Source organism: Georgenia sp. EYE_87 (assembly GCF_023148685.1).
In the GTDB taxonomy this organism is placed as follows: domain Bacteria; phylum Actinomycetota; class Actinomycetes; order Actinomycetales; family Actinomycetaceae; genus Georgenia.
This window is the reverse complement of record NZ_JAHXNL010000016.1, coordinates 47,409-62,429: the sequence shown is the minus strand read 5'-3', so window position 1 is coordinate 62,429 and position 15,021 is coordinate 47,409. Positions and strand designations below refer to the sequence as shown.

The following is a 15,021-nucleotide window of genomic DNA, read 5'->3' as shown; positions in this document are numbered from 1 at the left end:
CCGCAGTCGTTCGCGGCCCGTACCGCCGATGCGTTCGCGGCCTCCTGACCGGCCCCGGCGGCTTGCACGCCAGGGGCGCCGTCCGGATGGTGCACCCCCCGCGCCGCAGCCAACCTCGCCCGGCTACGCTGCCGGACGTGACAAACCTGGGTGTGGCAGTGATCGGCGCGCACGGGCGCATGGGGCAGGCGGTCTGCGCGGCCGTCGACGGCGCGGCGGACCTGGACCTGGTGGCGCGGCTGGGGGAGGGCGACGACGTCGCGGCCCTGGCGGTCTCGGGCGCCGCGGTGGGCGTGGACTTCACCGTCCCCGCCGCCACCGAGGCCAACGTCCACGCCCTCATCGACGCCGGCCTGCACGCCGTCGTCGGGACCACGGGCTGGACCGAGGAGTCGCTGGGACGCGTGCGGGAGCACCTCGACCGGGTCAACGCCGGGCGCGAGCAGGGCCTCGGCGTCCTCGTCGCCCCGAACTTCGCCCTCTCCGCCGTCCTGGCCATGAGGTTCGCGCAGCAGGCGGCCCGCTTCTTCGAGTCGGTCGAGGTGGTCGAGCTGCACCACCCGGACAAGGTCGACGCCCCGTCGGGCACGGCGCTGACCACCGCCCGCCACATCGCGGCCGCGCGCGCCGAGGCGGGGCTCGGGCCCGTGCCGGACGCCACCGAGAAGCAGGTCGACGGCGCCCGCGGCGCAGTGGTGGACGGCGTGCACGTCCACGCCGTCCGGCTGCGCGGCCTCGTCGCCCACGAGGAGATCCTGCTGGGCAACCCGGGCGAGCAGCTGACGATCCGCACCGACTCCTTCGACCGCTCGAGCTTCATGCCCGGCGTGCTGGTCGCGGTGCGCGAGGTGGTCCGCCGCCCGGGGCTGACGTTCGGCCTCGACCAGGTGCTCGACCTGGGCTGAGCCCGCACCGGAGGATCCCGGTGGCGAGGGACCGCCAGACTGCCTAGGCTCACGCCGTCCGAAAATCCCGACCGTCCGGTGCACGGACGGAGAGGAACGCGTGAACCTTCTCCACCGCATCCACGACAGGCTCGGGCTGCGTACCAGCCCGGCAATCTTCTTCGGCGCGGCGCTCCTGATCGCCGCCTTCGTCCTCGGCACGATCGCCTTCACCGCCCAGGTGGACGCGTTCTTCGCCGGCGTCTCCGAGTGGATCCTCACCAGCCTCGGCTGGTTCTACGTCCTCGGCGTCACGATCTTCCTGATCTTTCTGATCTACATGGCGGTCAGCCGCTTCGGCCGCGTCCGGCTCGGGCCCGAGGACGAGGCGCCCGAGCACTCCGGCCCGGCGTGGTTCGGGATGCTCTTCGCCGCCGGCATCGGGTCGATCCTCATGTTCTGGGGCGTGGCCGAGCCCGTCAACCACCTCGCCAACCCGCCCATGCAGGACGTCGAGAGCGGGAGCGCCGCTGCGGCGCACGAGGCCATGGCATTCACCCTCTACCACTTCGGCCTGCACACCTGGACGATCTTCGCGCTGCCCGCACTGGCCTTCGCCTACTTCATGTACAAGCGCAACCTCCCGCCCCGGGTCAGCTCGATCTTCCACCCGCTGCTCGGGGACCGGATCCACGGACCCGTCGGCGCGGCGATCGACACGGTCGCCATCGTCGGCACCATGTTCGGCGTGGCCGTCTCCGTCGGCCTCGGGACCCTGCAGATCAACAGCGGGCTCGCCACGCTGTGGGGTGTCGCCGAGTCCCGAGCCGTGCAGATCACGCTCATCGCCTGCGTCTCCGCCCTCGCGATCACCTCCGTCGCGCTCGGTCTCGACAAGGGCGTCAAGCGCCTGTCGAACATCAACATCGTCTTGGCTGTGGGCCTGCTGTGCTTCGTGCTCGTCACCGGGCCCACCCTCTTCCTGCTCAAGGGCACCATCGAGTCGGCGGGCGTGTACCTGTCCTGGCTGCCGGAGCTGTCCTTCTGGAACGACACCGTCAACGACAGCGGGTGGCAGAGCTCCTGGACGGTCTTCTACTGGGCCTGGACGATCTCCTGGTCCCCCTTCGTCGGGATCTTCATCGCACGCATCTCGCGCGGACGGTCCGTCCGACAGTTCGTCGCCGGGGTGCTGGCGATCCCGGTGATGTTCAGCGTCGTCTGGTTCGGCGTGTTCGGCTGGGCCGCGTTCGACATCGAACGGACGTCTCCGGGCACCCTGGTCGAGCCGGTCGTCGAGCAGGGCGACGTCGCCCGAGCCCTCTTCGTCTTCCTCGAGAGCTTCCCCCTGACCGCAGTGGTGTCGGCGCTCGCCATCGTGCTGGTCGTCATCTTCTTCACGACGTCGGTGGACTCGGCGGCGCTGGTGATGGACACGATCAGCAACGGCCACGAGGACCGGGCCCCCACGCGCCAGCGCGTGTTCTGGGCGGTGTGCGTGGGCCTGGTCGCCGCGACCCTGCTCGGTGCCAGCGGCGAGGGCGGACTCGCCGCGCTCCAGCAGGTGATCATCGTCGTCGGCCTGCCATTCTTCGTCATGGGCTACCTGATGATCTACAGCCTGCTGCGCGCCCTGAAGGAGGACGCCGGCGAGCGGCCTCCGATACGTACGCGGCGGTGGAAGAAGGTGCTCCCGCCCGAGGAGGCGGCCCGGCGGGTCGAGGAGGCAGGTGGCACCCCGGAGGAGGCGGCGCTCCTCACGCGGCCGGGCACCGTCCCGCTCGACGAGCGCTCCTCGGCGCGCGAGGACCCGGTGCCCGCCGGGCGTGGGCGTGGGGGCGCGACGTCGGCCGAGGTCTAGGTTCTCGGCCAGCTCTGGGGGGCGGTCCGTGTCAGAGGTCGGCGTACCAGCAGATCTCGACGACCTCCTCGCCGCCGACGTCAAGCGAGCGGCGCAGCCCGGCGGGTGCGAACCCGGCCTGGCCGAGGAACCGCGTGCGCGACTCGTCGGCCTGCACGGTCCAGGTCTGCACCCGGGCGGCGCCCTGCTGTCGCAGCAGGTCCGCGCAGGCGGCCAGGAGGCGTGAGCCGTGTCCGCGGCGGGCGTGGGCCGCGGGCACCTCGAGAGCCAGGATCTCCGCGACGGCGCCCGGCGCCGCGCCGTCCACGGCGTCGTCGGCCGCGTCGTCGACACTCCCGTCCGCGTCGTCGACACTCCCGTCCGCGTCGTCGACACTCCCGTCCGCGCCGGTCGCGCGGAGCTCCACCGGCACCTCGGCGGGCGCGAAGGCGGCGAAGCCGACCACCCGCGCGCCGGCCAGCGCCGTCAGGACCCGGTGGCGGGGCGACGGCGGCTCCTCGATGGCCGCGGCCCAGGACGCGCCGAGCGCCGCCGGGTCGATCGCCGCGGCGATCTCGGGGCCGAGGTCGTGGCCGACGCCGGCCGCCAGCGAGGCCCGCAGGGTGCGGGCGTGCACGTCGCCGATGGCCGCGGCGTCCTCGGGGACGGCGGGCCGGACCGAGAGGTCCGCGGCCGGCCGCAGCGGGTCCGCGTGCGAGTGCCCCGCGTGCGGGTCCGCCTCCGCTCCGGCGGCGAGGCCGCCCAGCACGTCCTGGTGGCCGAGATCGTCCGCTGAGGTCATCCGTCCAGGCTAGCCGTCCGGCGCGCCGCCCCGGCGCCACGATGTGGAACGTCGCACCTGCGTCACGGGCCCGCCGCGTTACCGTCCTCCCATGAACACCACCGCCTCCCCGCGCGTCCCGGCGCGCACGTTCGGCTCGGTCGCCACCGCGATGGTCACCCCGTTCCACGAGGACGGCTCGATCGACGTCGACGCCGGGGTGGCGGTCGCCGTCAAGCTCGTCGACGACGGGTGCGACGCCCTCGTCCTGCACGGCACCACCGGGGAGTCGCCCACCACGCACCAGCCGGAGAAGGACGAGCTGATGCGTGCCGTCGTCGACGCGGTGGGGGAGCGCGCCATGATCATCGGCGGCGCCGGCTCGAACGACACCGCGCACGCGGTCCGCATCGCGCAGGGGGCCGAGCGCTCCGGCGCCCAGGGCCTCCTGGTGGTCTCCCCGTACTACAACCGCCCGTCGCAGGAGGGCGTCTACCGGCACATCAGGGCCGTCGCCGACGCCGTCGACCTGCCGGTGATCCTGTACGACATCCCCGGCCGCACCGGCGTCGCGATCGGTGACGACACCCTCGACCGGCTCGCCGAGCACCCCCGGGTCAAGGCCGTCAAGGACGCCACCGGGAACGTACCGGCCGGGTTCGAGCGCATGGCCCGCACGGGGCTGGAGTTCTACTCCGGCGACGACGCCCTCAACTTCGACTGGCTCGCCCACGGCGCCTCCGGGGTCATCTCCGTCGTCGGCCACGTCACCGCCGGTGCGTACGCCGAGATGGTGCGCGCCGTCGACGCCGGGGACCTCCCCGGCGCCCGCGACGTCGCCGCCCGGCTGCGTCCCGTCGTCGCCGCGCTCATGGGCGGCGGGCAGGGGGCCGTGATGGCGAAGCACGCCCTCCACCTCCAGGGCGTCATCCCCAGCCCCGCCGTGCGGCTCCCCCTGGTCAGCGCCACGGACCGGGAGGTCGACGCTCTCGCGGCGGTCCTGCGTGAGCAGGGACTCCTCCGGGCATAGGTCACGTCGGCCGCTCTGCGGGGTTCCGCCGGCCACCTGGCAAGATGGGCCCGTGAGCCATCCCCATCCTGAGCTGTCCGCACCCGGTCCGATCCCGCAGGGAGGCATGAGGATCGTCCCGCTCGGCGGGCTCGGCGAGGTCGGACGGAACATGACCGTCTTCGAGCACTCCGGGCGCCTGCTGATCGTCGACTGCGGCGTCCTCTTCCCGGAGGACAACCAGCCCGGCGTGGACCTGATCCTGCCGGACTTCGACTACATCGCCGGCCGCCTCGACGACATCGAGGCGATCGTCCTGACCCACGGGCACGAGGACCACATCGGGGGCGTGCCGTACCTGCTGCGCCAGCGCCGCGACATCCCGCTGATCGGCTCCCAGCTCACCCTGGCTTTCATCGAGGCCAAGCTCAAGGAGCACCGCATCACGCCCGTCACCCTCGCCGTGCGCGAGGGGCAGACGGAGCAGCTCGGGCCGTTCGGGCTCGAGTTCGTGGCCGTCAACCACTCCATCCCCGACGCGCTCGCGGTCATGATCCGCACCCGGGCCGGCAACGTCCTGCACACCGGCGACTTCAAGATGGACCAGCTCCCGCTGGACAACCGGATCACGGACCTGCGCGCGTTCGCCCGTCTCGGCGAGGAGGGCGTGGACCTGTTCATGGTCGACTCCACCAACGCCGAGGTGCCGGGCTTCACCGCGCACGAGCGGAACATCGGCCCGGTGCTGGACAACGTCTTCGCCCAGGCCGAGGGGCAGATCGTCGTCGCCTCCTTCGCCTCCCACGTCCACCGGGTCCAGCAGGTGCTCGACGCCGCCGCCCTCCACGAGCGCAAGGTCGCCCTGGTCGGGCGGTCGATGGTGCGCAACATGGGCATCGCCGCCGAGCTCGGCTACCTCAAGGTCCCGCCGGGCACGCTCATCGACGTCAAGCACATCGACGACTTCGCGCCGCACGAGACGGTGCTCATGGCCACCGGCTCCCAGGGCGAGCCGATGGCCGCGCTGAGCCGCATCGCCAACCGCGACCACCGCGTCGCCGTCGGCCCCGGGGACACCGTGATCTTCGCGAGCTCGCTCATCCCGGGCAACGAGAACTCGGTGTTCCGCGTCATCAACGGACTCATGCGCCTCGGCGCCAAGGTGGTCCACCAGGGCAACGCCAAGGTGCACGTCTCCGGCCACGCCAGCGCCGGGGAGCTGCTCTACTGCTACAACATCGTGCGGCCGAAGAACGTCATGCCGGTCCACGGGGAGATCCGTCACCTCGTCGCCAACGGCGCCCTCGCCGTCCAGACCGGGGTGCCGGCCGAGCGCGTCGTGCTCGCCGAGGACGGCGTCGTCGTCGACCTCGTCGACGGCCGGGCGCGGATCGCCGGGGCCGTCCCGTGCGGGTACGTCTACGTCGACGGCTCCTCCGTCGGGGAGATCACCGACGCCGAGCTCAAGGACCGCCGCATCCTCGGCGAGGAGGGCTTCATCGCCATCTTCGCGGTGGTGGACACCGCGACCGGCAAGGTGCTCACGGGCCCGCACATCCAGGCCCGCGGGATGGCCGAGGACGACTCGGTGTTCGACGCGATCCTGCCGGACGTGACCAACGCGCTGAACGAGGTGGTCGGCCGCGGCAACGCGGACCCGCACCAGATGCAGCAGGCGATACGCCGCGTGGTCGGCCGGTGGGCGGCCAAGCGGCTGCGCCGCAGCCCGATGATCATCCCGACGGTCGTCGAGGCCTGACAGTGGCGGGCCCGCCGCGCAGCCCCGAGGCGTGGACGGGTCCGGCCGCCCGGCGGTCGCCCCGCGCCCGTCTGTGGCGCTTCTCGCTCCGCCGCGACCCGCCCGGGCGGCGCGGCGAGCGGGCCCGGGCCGGGTGCCCGGGCTAGTTTGGGCACCATCATGGCTACCCGTACCACTTCTCGCGGACGGTCGGCCTCGACAGCACGAGGGTCCAAGGCACGCGGCTCCCGGAGCGGCGAAGGAACCCGTGGTGGCGGGCGGTCGACTGCACAGTCACGCCCGAGGCGCAGGTCGCTCCCGGTGCGCGCGGCCCGAGGCCTCTGGATGGGAGGAGCGCACCTGGTGGGTGGCACCGCACGCAGCGTCGGATCCGGCGCCAAGGACCTCGACCCGGCCCTGCGCCGCGACGGGCTGGCGTTCCTGCTGCTCGGAGTCGCCATCGTCATCGCGCTCCGGGAGTGGTTCGGGCTCTCCGGCATTGCCGGGGACGTCATCCACCACGTCGCTGCCGGCGTCGTCGGCGTCCTGGGAGTCCTGCTCCCGCTGGTCCTCGTGGGCATGGCGGTACGGCTCATGCGTCACCCGGAGCGGTCCCAGGCCAACGCCCGCGTCTCCATCGGCCTGACGGGCGTCATCGCCGCCGTCTGCGGCCTGATCCACATCGGTCTCGACCTGCCGAGCCCCGCGGAGGACTTCGCCGCCGTCGAGAGCGCGGGCGGGCTGCTGGGCTGGCTCTTCGGCACCCCGTTGACGATCCTCCTCTCGGAGTGGGGGGCCGTCCCGATCCTCGTTCTGATCGGGCTGTTCGGGCTCCTCGTCGTGACGGCCACCCCGGTCGCCGCCGTCCCGGGGCGCCTGCGCAGCGCCGGGGCCTGGCTGCTCGGCCGCCAGCCCGAGGACGGCGAGGGCGCGGCCGCGACCGCGGAGATCGTCGCCGCGGACGGCACGCACCGCCCGCCCGCCCCGCGCCGTCGCCGGAAGAAGGCCGAGGCCGCCGAGAGCGTCGTCCCGGGGGAGTACGCCGCCGACGAGGCCTTCACCGCCGCGGCCGAGCTCGCTCCCGCGGAGGAGGGCGGCGCGACGGCGACGCCCGCCAAGGGCCGCCGCCGGCGGGGCGCGCCGGCGACGCCCGCCACCGCGGCCACCGCCGACTCCACGGAGCCGACCGCCGAGGAGAAGGCCGAGCTCACGGCCCCGCCCACGCAGGCTTTGCCGGCCCGCGCCGAGCAGCTCGAGCTCGCGCCGGACGTCATCTACACGCTGCCCGGCGACGAGATGCTCATCAAGGGCGCCCCGCACAAGGTGCGCTCCGCCGCCAACGACCGCGTCGTCGAGGCGCTGACGCAGGTCCTCACCGACTTCTCCGTCGACGCCAAGGTCACCGGCTTCTCCCGCGGCCCGACGGTGACCAGGTACGAGCTCGAGCTCGGGGCCGGCGTCAAGGTCGAGCGCATCACCGCCCTGAGCAAGAACATCGCCTACGCCGTCGCCAGCGCCGACGTGCGCATCCTCTCGCCCATCCCCGGCAAGTCCGCGATCGGCGTCGAGATCCCCAACGCCGACCGCGAGACCGTCGCCCTGGGCGACGTGCTGCGCTCCTCCGTCGCGCGTCGAACCGAGCACCCGCTGGTCGTCGGCGTCGGCAAGGACGTCGAGGGAGGCTACGTCGTCGCCAACCTCGCCAAGATGCCGCACCTGCTCGTCGCCGGCGCGACCGGCGCCGGCAAGTCCAGCTTCGTGAACTCGATGATCACGTCGATCATGATGCGCTCCACGCCGGAGGAGGTGCGGATGGTGCTGGTCGACCCCAAGCGGGTCGAGCTGACCATCTACGAGGGCATCCCGCACCTGATCACCCCGATCATCACCAGCCCGAAGAAGGCCGCCGAGGCCCTGGAGTGGGTGGTGCGGGAGATGGACGCCCGCTACGACGACCTCTCCGCCTTCGGCTACAAGCACATCGACGACTTCAACACCGCCGTGCGCAACGGCAAGGTGAGGCCGCCCGAGGGCTCGGAGCGCAAGATCGCGCCCTACCCGTACCTGCTGGTGATCGTCGACGAGCTCGCCGACCTGATGATGGTCGCGCCCCGCGACGTCGAGGCCTCGATCCAGCGCATCACGCAGCTCGCCCGGGCGGCCGGCATCCACCTGGTGCTGGCCACCCAGCGCCCGTCGGTCGACGTCGTCACGGGCCTGATCAAGGCCAACGTCCCCTCCCGCCTGGCGTTCGCGACCTCCTCGCTCGCCGACTCCCGGGTGGTCCTGGACCAGCCCGGCGCCGAGAAGCTCATCGGCCAGGGCGACGCGCTGTTCCTCCCGATGGGCTCGGCCAAGCCGATGCGCGTGCAGGGCGCCTGGGTCACGGAGTCGGAGATCCACGCGGTGGTCGACCACGTCAAGGCCCAGCTGCAGCCCACCTACCGTGAGGACGTCGTCGCCACCGTCGCGAAGAAGCAGGTGGACGAGGACATCGGGGACGACCTGGACCTGCTTCTGCAGGCCGCCGAGCTCGTCGTCACCACGCAGTTCGGGTCCACCTCGATGCTCCAGCGCAAGCTCCGGGTCGGCTTCGCCAAGGCCGGCCGGCTCATGGACCTGCTGGAGTCGCGCGAGATCGTCGGCCCCTCCGAGGGGTCGAAGGCCCGCGACGTCCTCGTCCAGCCTGACGACCTGCCCGCCACCCTGGCGATGCTGCGCGGGGAGGAGCCCGCCGAGGCGCCGTACGACCCCGCCGACGCCGCCGACGTGGTCCAGGTCGACGAGGCGCCGGTGGACCGCTACGCCGACGGCGTCGCGGGGCACCTGCCCGAGGCGGCGGCGGGCTACGACGACGAGGACAGCGACGACGGCGAGGACGCCTGGCAGCTCACGGGCCGCTGACACCCTGCCGCCCGCGCGGCACCACCTCCGGCTCCGGGCCGGTCGGTTCCGCCGCCTCGTTCCGCACACGGTCGGCGCCCATCACCTCGTGGACCCGGGCCGCGCGCGCGGCGATCGTGGCGTCGTCGAGGCCCAGGCCCGACGGGCCGGCGCCCGCGGCGAGGTCCAGCAGCGGGTAGATGCGGTGCCCCCCGTGCCGGTCCACCGTGACCGGGGCCCAGTCGAGACCGGTGACCCGGGCCGGCCCGTCGGCCGGGACCTCGACCGTCGCCGTCGTGATGAGGCCGGTGGCCGTCTCCATCGTGCAGCAGTCGTCGTCCTGGTTGGACAGGAAGTTCCCCATCGACCAGGCGACCCACATGCCCGCGCCGTCCGGGCCGCCGGGCAGGTGGTCGATCGGCTGCGGGACGTGGGAGTGGTTGCCCAGGACCAGGTCGATCTGGCCGCCGTCGGCCAGCGCGGTCGCGATCTCGACCTGCTCGCGTTTGGGGGAGTGGACGTACTCCACGCCCCAGTGGAGGTTGGCGACGACCACGTCCGCCCCGGCCTCCCGGGCCGCGCGGGCCTGGGCGGTGAGGGCGTCCGTGTCCGCCCTCGTCACCGACCACGGCGCGGTCGCCGGGGCGGGCGGGCCGTTGAGGAGAGTCGTGGCCGCCAGCTGCGCGACGACGATCTCGCGCCCGTCCCGGCGCAGGACGTAGAGCTGGGGCTGGGCCGCCTCGCCGGCGTCGCGGGCCGTCCCGACGTGGCCGAGGCCCGCGGCGTCCAGCATGTCGAGGGTGTGGTCCACGCCCGCCAGGCCCCGGTCCAGGGCGTGGTTGGTCGCCGTGGCGCACCCGTCCCAGCCCAGCTCCGCGAGCGCCGTCACGAGCTCACCGGGGGCGCCGAACGTCGGGTAGGCGCTGACCTCCTCGCCGGGCGGGGCGAGCGGCACCTCGAGGCTGCACAGCGCGAGGTCGGCCCCCGCGGTCCACTCCTCGACCCCGGCCATCAGCGGGACGAAGTCGTACCCGCCGCCGGGCAGCGCGGCGCTGCGGTTGACGCTGGCGTGGGGCAGCACGTCCCCGGCGGAGAGGATCGTGAAGGTGACGTCCTCGGCGGGGGGCGGCGACGGTTTGGGCGTCGGCGTCGGTGTCGGCGCCGGGGCCGGTGCCGGCTGCGCCGCCGGCGGGACCTCGGGCCCGCCGTCGAGGAGCGGGCGGGACCCGACACCCAGACCCACGGCCGCCGAGGCGAGGGCCACGCCGGTGAGCCCGAACGCGACCAGCTGCTCCCCGCGCCGACGGCGGTGCGCCTCGCGCTGGCGGCGTGACGCGGACCTCATGGGCGAAGCGTATTGCGCCGCCGGGCCCCCGCGGTCCACCGGTCCGGGACGTCGCGCCACGACCGGGGCTCCCGGGCAGCCGAAGGGCCCCGCGGGTCATAGGGTGGGGGTCGTGACGACCGACCCTGCGACGACGCCGGCCGGTGCCGGGCAGCCCGCCCCCGTACCGCTGTGGAACGTGGCCAACATCCTCACGATGGCCCGCATCCTCATGGTGCCCGTCTTCGTGTACCTCTTCCTCCAGAACACCTTCGAGACCAGGCTGTGGGCCACCGTCGTCTTCGCCCTGGCGGCGGCCACGGACAAGCTCGACGGCTCGCTCGCCCGCAGCCGCGGACTCGTGACGGACTTCGGCAAGATCACCGACCCCATCGCCGACAAGGCGCTGGTGATCTCCGCCCTCGTGCTGCTCTCCGCCGACGGTCTCCTGCCCTGGTGGGTGACGGTCGTGATCATCGTGCGCGAGCTCGGCATCACCGTGCTGCGCTTCTTCATGATCAGGCGTGCCGTGATGGCGGCCAGCAAGGGCGGCAAGCTCAAGACCACTCTGCAGATCGCGTTCATCCTGCTGCTCCTCGTGCCGTGGGACGGGATGTTCTCCAACGGCGTCGTGGACGCCATCGCGGTGGTCACCTGGATCGTCGTCCTCGTGGCCGTGGCGGTCACCGTGATCACGGGCATCGACTACGTCGTCCAGGCGGCCCGCATCTCTGCGGCCGCCGAGGACGACGACGCCGCGCGCACCTGATGCGGGTGGCGGCCGCGCCGGCGCGCGGGGCCGGCGTCGAGCGGGTCGTCGCCGCCCTCCGCGCGCACGGGGCCACGCTCGCCGTGGCCGAGTCGCTCACGGGTGGCGCCCTGACCGCCGCGCTCGTCACGGTCCCCGGGGTCTCGGCGGTGCTCCGCGGCGGCGTCGTCGCCTACGCGAGCGACCTCAAGCGTGACCTGCTCGGCGTCGACGCGGAACTGCTGGGCGCCGAGGGGCCCGTCCACCCCGAGGTGGCCCGGCAGATGGCGGTCGGCGCGGCGCGGCGGCTCGGGGCGACCCATGCCGTGGCGACCACCGGGGTGGCGGGCCCGGGGCCGGCTGACGGACGTGCCGCGGGGACGGTGCACGTCGCGGTGGCCGCGCCCGGTGCCGTCCGGGTCCGCTCGCTGCGCCTGGCGGGGGGACGAGCGGCCCTGCGGGCGGCGAGCGTCGACGCCGCCCTGGCGCTGCTCGCCGGCACCCTGGGGGACCCGCGCCCGCACCCGGAGGGCGGGGAACAACCCGGTCCGGCCCGGCGTTGATCCGATTGATGACCACAACCAGGTACACCTATCGGGGTGCGGAGCAGAAGCTGCGCCGCCCGCAAGGTCGTCCCGCCGCCCGATCGGGGCAGCGCCCTGCGCCCGGTGCAGGGTACGGTAGGACGACATCGCCCAGCCGGGCAGGGGAGGAGGGCAGCACGATGATCCTGCTTCGACGTGAGATCGGTGACGTGCTCCGTGACGCCCGTCAGCGCCAGGGCCGGACCCTGCGCGAGGTGTCGTCCGCCGCCCGAGTCTCGCTGGGTTATCTCAGCGAGGTGGAGCGCGGCCAGAAGGAGGCGTCCTCCGAGCTGCTCGCCTCGATCTGCGAGGCCCTGAACGTCCCGATGAGCTTCGTGCTGCGCGCCGTCTCCGAGCGCGTCGCCGTGGCCGAGGGCGTGCACGTGCCCGACACAGTGCCGGACGAGCTGCTGCGGCGGGAGAGCCTGCTCACGCCGGTCGCCTGACCGACAGCCTCTGGCGGCCCCCGGCTGCCGTCCGCGAGCCCCGGAGAGATCCGGGGCTCGCGGTCTGTCCGGGGCACGTGTGCCGGGCGCGCTGTCCGTCGGGCGCCCTGTCCGTCGGGCGCGCTTTGTCGGGCGCCCGCGTGTCGCCGGGCGCCGCGTTCGTCGCCCGGGCCGCGACGGGGTGCTCTCACGGAGCGCGCTGGCAGGACGGGCAGTAGAACACCCGTCGTGCCGTCGGTGCCGTGCCCACCTCCGCACGTGCGACCGGGGTCCCGCAGCGCGGGCAGGGGCGGCGGTCGCGCCCGAAGACGCTGCTGGGGCGGCGCGTGTCGCCGGTGGCGGTCGGCGTCCGCGCCTCCACGGAGCGCAGCATCAAGGCCCGGGAGGTCCGCACCAGGCCCTCCGCCACGTCGTCGCCCAGCTGCCCGGCCGGCGCCCACGGCCAAACCCGGAGCGCCCACAGGGTCTCCGTCATGTAGATGGTGCCCAGGCCCGCGACCACCGTCTGGTCCAGGAGGACCTCCCCGATCCCGCGCGCGCCCTGCGCCAGGATCCGGCCGCCGGCGGCGGGCACGTCGAGCTCGGGGGCGAGGACGTCCGGGCCGAGGTGACCGACGACCAGGTGCTCGTCGCGGGTGGGGACGAGGTCCATCAGCCCCAGGTCGAAGCCCAGGCAGGTCCATCCCGCGGTGGCCAGGACCGCCCGGACCTGGGGCGACCGGTCGGCCCGGCTGGTCCCGCGTGGGGCGAGGTCGGTGGTCCGCACGACGCGCCAGCGCCCCTCCATCCGCAGGTGCGTGTGCAGGGTGCGCCCGTCCGCCAGCCGGGTCAGGAGGTGCTTGCCGTGGGTGGCGTTGCCGACCACGGCCACCCCGGCGAGGTCGGTCCCGCCCAGGTTCGGCCACCGCAGCTCCCCGCGTACGAGCACCTGGCCCGCCAGCGCCGCGTCCAGGCGCCGGGCGACCCGCACCACGCTGTCGCCCTCAGGCACGTGCGGACTCCCGGGAGGTCGGTGCCGTCGCCGTGGGCCGGGTCATGCCGCACCGTCCGGCACGGCTGCCGCGCCGGCCCGCTCGAGAATCTCCAGCACCGTGCGGACGTCGTCGACGTCGAGCTGGCCGGGGGCCGAGGTCGTGCCGGACGCGGCGAAGGTCGCCGCGGAGCCGAAGACGTGCCCCGCGATCCGGGACACGGCACCCGACGGCCCCATTGCCATCGTGACGATCGGGATGCGCGCGTGCTCCTCGAACATCACCCGCGTGGCGGTGAGGAGGGTGAGAACGTCGGCCCGGTCGCGGGGCATGACGGCGATCTTGGCGACGTCGGCACCGAGATCCTGCATCGCGCACAGCCGGGCGACGATCTCCTCGGCGGGCGGCGTGGCCGTGAAGTCGTGGTTCGAGGCGATCACGGGCACAGCGTGGCGGTGGGCGACCTCGAGGACGGCGCCCGCGACGTCGCCGCGCCGGTACTCGACGTCGAGGAGGTCGACCGTGCCGGAGGCGGCCAGTGCGGTCAAGAGCTCGCCGTACGCGTCGGGGTCCAGGTCTGCGGACCCGCCCTCGGCGCTCGTGCGGCACGTGACGAGGAGCGGTGCGGGGGAGAGCAGCCGGCTCAGCTCGTGGGCCGTCTCGAGCACGGCCGGGATGTCCGTCAGGCTGCCGAAGTGGTCGACGCGCCACTCGACCACGTCGGCCCTGTTCCGGCCGAGTCCCGCGGCCTGCTCGCGCAGCTCGGCCGTGGTCCTCCCGAGAACGGGCACGATCACCGCTGGGGCGCCCCGGCCGATCGTGACGTCGCCGATCCGGACCGTCCGCACCGTCCTGCTGCTCACCGCTGACGCTCCTCGCCGCCGGGGTCCCGCGCCCGGCTCCTCCGGGCAGCGTAGACGCCCGGTCTCAGCGCGGGCGTCTCCGCGGCCTCCCGCCTCCGGCGCCACGGCCGCCGCCACCGGGGCCGTGCCCGCCACCGGCGCCCCGGCCACCACCTGCGCCCCGGCCACCACCTGCGCCCCGGCCACCGCGGGCGCGCGGCCCGTCCCCGCCGGTGCCTCGCTGCTGCGGTCCGCTCCCCTCCACCGGCGTGCTCGCCGACGGGCCGCGGGAGCTGCGCTCGGTGCGGCCGCGGACGATTCCGACGAAGACCTCGATCCGGGGGTCGTCGTCGTCAGTCCGCCACGCCAGCCCGATACGGGAGCCGGCGACGCCGGTCACCGGCCGGTGCACCACGTCCTTGCGGTGGTGCAGCCGGGCGACGGAGAGCGGCACGATCAGCACGCCCGACCCGGCCGCCGCGACGGCGACGGCCTCCGGCACCCTCATCGACGGCAGCGCGGGGCGCGGACGGTCGGTGGCCACCGCCTCCCACTCGGGAACCTCGCCGGGGTCCTGGAGGAGGTCCTCGTCGGCGAGGTCCGCGACGTCGACCTCCTCGAAGGCCGCGACCGGGTGCTCCTTGGCGGCCACGACCACGGGGATCTCCTCGTAGAGCGGGATGACGTGCAGCCCGGCCCGGTCGACGGGCAGCCGCACGAACGCCATCGAGCACTCGCCCCCGCGCAGCGCGGCGGCGGCGTCGTCCTCCTCGATCACCCGCGCGTCGATCGGGGAGTCAGACATGCGCGCGGCCCAGGTGCGCAGCCACTTGTCCGGTGTGACCCCAGGGACGAACCGGAGACGGAACGGCTCGCTCGCGCCGGGCCGCCGGTCGCCGTCGTCCGCCGGCGCGAGGCCCTTCTCGGCCCGCCGTTCCTCGCTCATCCGGCCATTCTGCCCCGCCCGTGGT

The 15,021-nt window shown here is 74.0% G+C and carries 13 protein-coding genes; 8 read left to right on the top strand and 5 right to left on the bottom strand.

Annotated features, from left to right (window positions below):
- Nucleotides 1-137: 137 nt before the first annotated feature.
- Both dapB and KZX45_RS17585 read left to right on the top strand, forming a co-directional pair.
- Complete coding sequence (gene dapB, locus KZX45_RS17590; RefSeq protein WP_308221763.1) at nucleotides 138-905, top strand: 4-hydroxy-tetrahydrodipicolinate reductase; 768 nt, start codon at nucleotides 138-140, stop codon at nucleotides 903-905.
- A 100-nt stretch (nucleotides 906-1,005) separates the two neighbouring features.
- The gene (locus KZX45_RS17585; RefSeq protein WP_248259058.1) at nucleotides 1,006-2,745 is read left to right on the top strand and encodes a BCCT family transporter; all 1,740 of its coding nucleotides are present in this window, start codon (nucleotides 1,006-1,008) and stop codon (nucleotides 2,743-2,745) included.
- Nucleotides 2,746-2,776: 31 nt separating this feature from the next.
- On the opposite strand, the gene KZX45_RS17580 is transcribed toward KZX45_RS17585, so the two are convergent.
- Nucleotides 2,777-3,526 carry a GNAT family N-acetyltransferase gene (locus KZX45_RS17580; protein ID WP_248259057.1) on the bottom strand — a complete coding sequence of 250 codons (750 nt, stop codon included), beginning with the start codon at nucleotides 3,524-3,526 and terminating at the stop codon, nucleotides 2,777-2,779.
- Nucleotides 3,527-3,617: 91 nt separating this feature from the next.
- Here KZX45_RS17580 and dapA point away from each other — a divergent pair, with 91 nt between their 5' ends.
- The 3 genes from dapA (at nucleotide 3,618) to KZX45_RS17565 (ending at nucleotide 9,156) form a co-directional block, all read left to right on the top strand.
- Complete coding sequence (gene dapA / locus KZX45_RS17575) at nucleotides 3,618-4,535, top strand: 4-hydroxy-tetrahydrodipicolinate synthase (RefSeq protein WP_248259056.1); 918 nt, start codon at nucleotides 3,618-3,620, stop codon at nucleotides 4,533-4,535.
- A 52-nt stretch (nucleotides 4,536-4,587) separates the two neighbouring features.
- Nucleotides 4,588-6,273, top strand: a complete 1,686-nt coding sequence (locus KZX45_RS17570; protein ID WP_308221762.1) for a ribonuclease J — start codon at nucleotides 4,588-4,590, stop codon at nucleotides 6,271-6,273.
- A gap of 324 nt (nucleotides 6,274-6,597) precedes the next feature.
- Nucleotides 6,598-9,156, top strand: a complete 2,559-nt coding sequence (locus KZX45_RS17565) for a DNA translocase FtsK (RefSeq protein ID WP_248259054.1) — start codon at nucleotides 6,598-6,600, stop codon at nucleotides 9,154-9,156.
- On the opposite strand, the gene KZX45_RS17560 is transcribed toward KZX45_RS17565, so the two are convergent.
- Nucleotides 9,143-10,480 carry a CapA family protein gene (locus tag KZX45_RS17560; RefSeq protein ID WP_248259053.1) on the bottom strand — a complete coding sequence of 446 codons (1,338 nt, stop codon included), beginning with the start codon at nucleotides 10,478-10,480 and terminating at the stop codon, nucleotides 9,143-9,145. The genes KZX45_RS17565 and KZX45_RS17560 overlap by 14 nt on opposite strands.
- Before the next feature lie 112 nt (nucleotides 10,481-10,592).
- Between KZX45_RS17560 and pgsA the strand changes: the two genes are divergently transcribed.
- The 3 genes from pgsA (at nucleotide 10,593) to KZX45_RS17545 (ending at nucleotide 12,237) form a co-directional block, all read left to right on the top strand.
- The gene (pgsA, locus tag KZX45_RS17555) at nucleotides 10,593-11,228 is read left to right on the top strand and encodes a CDP-diacylglycerol--glycerol-3-phosphate 3-phosphatidyltransferase (RefSeq protein ID WP_248259052.1); all 636 of its coding nucleotides are present in this window, start codon (nucleotides 10,593-10,595) and stop codon (nucleotides 11,226-11,228) included.
- Nucleotides 11,228-11,770, top strand: coding sequence for a CinA family protein (locus KZX45_RS17550; RefSeq protein ID WP_248259051.1), 543 nt, complete (start codon nucleotides 11,228-11,230; stop codon nucleotides 11,768-11,770). The genes pgsA and KZX45_RS17550 overlap by 1 nt, the downstream gene beginning before the upstream one ends.
- 161 nt (nucleotides 11,771-11,931) lie before the next feature.
- Entirely contained in the window at nucleotides 11,932-12,237 is a 306-nt protein-coding gene (locus tag KZX45_RS17545) for a helix-turn-helix domain-containing protein (RefSeq protein ID WP_248259050.1), read from the top strand.
- Nucleotides 12,238-12,424: 187 nt separating this feature from the next.
- On the opposite strand, the gene KZX45_RS17540 is transcribed toward KZX45_RS17545, so the two are convergent.
- The 3 genes from KZX45_RS17540 to KZX45_RS17530 all read right to left on the bottom strand — a co-directional run bounded on the left by KZX45_RS17540 (nucleotide 12,425) and on the right by KZX45_RS17530 (nucleotide 14,996).
- Nucleotides 12,425-13,228 carry a DNA-formamidopyrimidine glycosylase family protein gene (locus tag KZX45_RS17540; protein ID WP_248259049.1) on the bottom strand — a complete coding sequence of 268 codons (804 nt, stop codon included), beginning with the start codon at nucleotides 13,226-13,228 and terminating at the stop codon, nucleotides 12,425-12,427.
- A 42-nt stretch (nucleotides 13,229-13,270) separates the two neighbouring features.
- Complete coding sequence (gene aroD, locus KZX45_RS17535) at nucleotides 13,271-14,071, bottom strand: type I 3-dehydroquinate dehydratase (RefSeq protein WP_248259048.1); 801 nt, start codon at nucleotides 14,069-14,071, stop codon at nucleotides 13,271-13,273.
- 64 nt (nucleotides 14,072-14,135) lie between these two features.
- Nucleotides 14,136-14,996 carry a LysR substrate-binding domain-containing protein gene (locus KZX45_RS17530; protein ID WP_248259047.1) on the bottom strand — a complete coding sequence of 287 codons (861 nt, stop codon included), beginning with the start codon at nucleotides 14,994-14,996 and terminating at the stop codon, nucleotides 14,136-14,138.
- Between the last annotated feature and the right edge of the window lie 25 nt (nucleotides 14,997-15,021).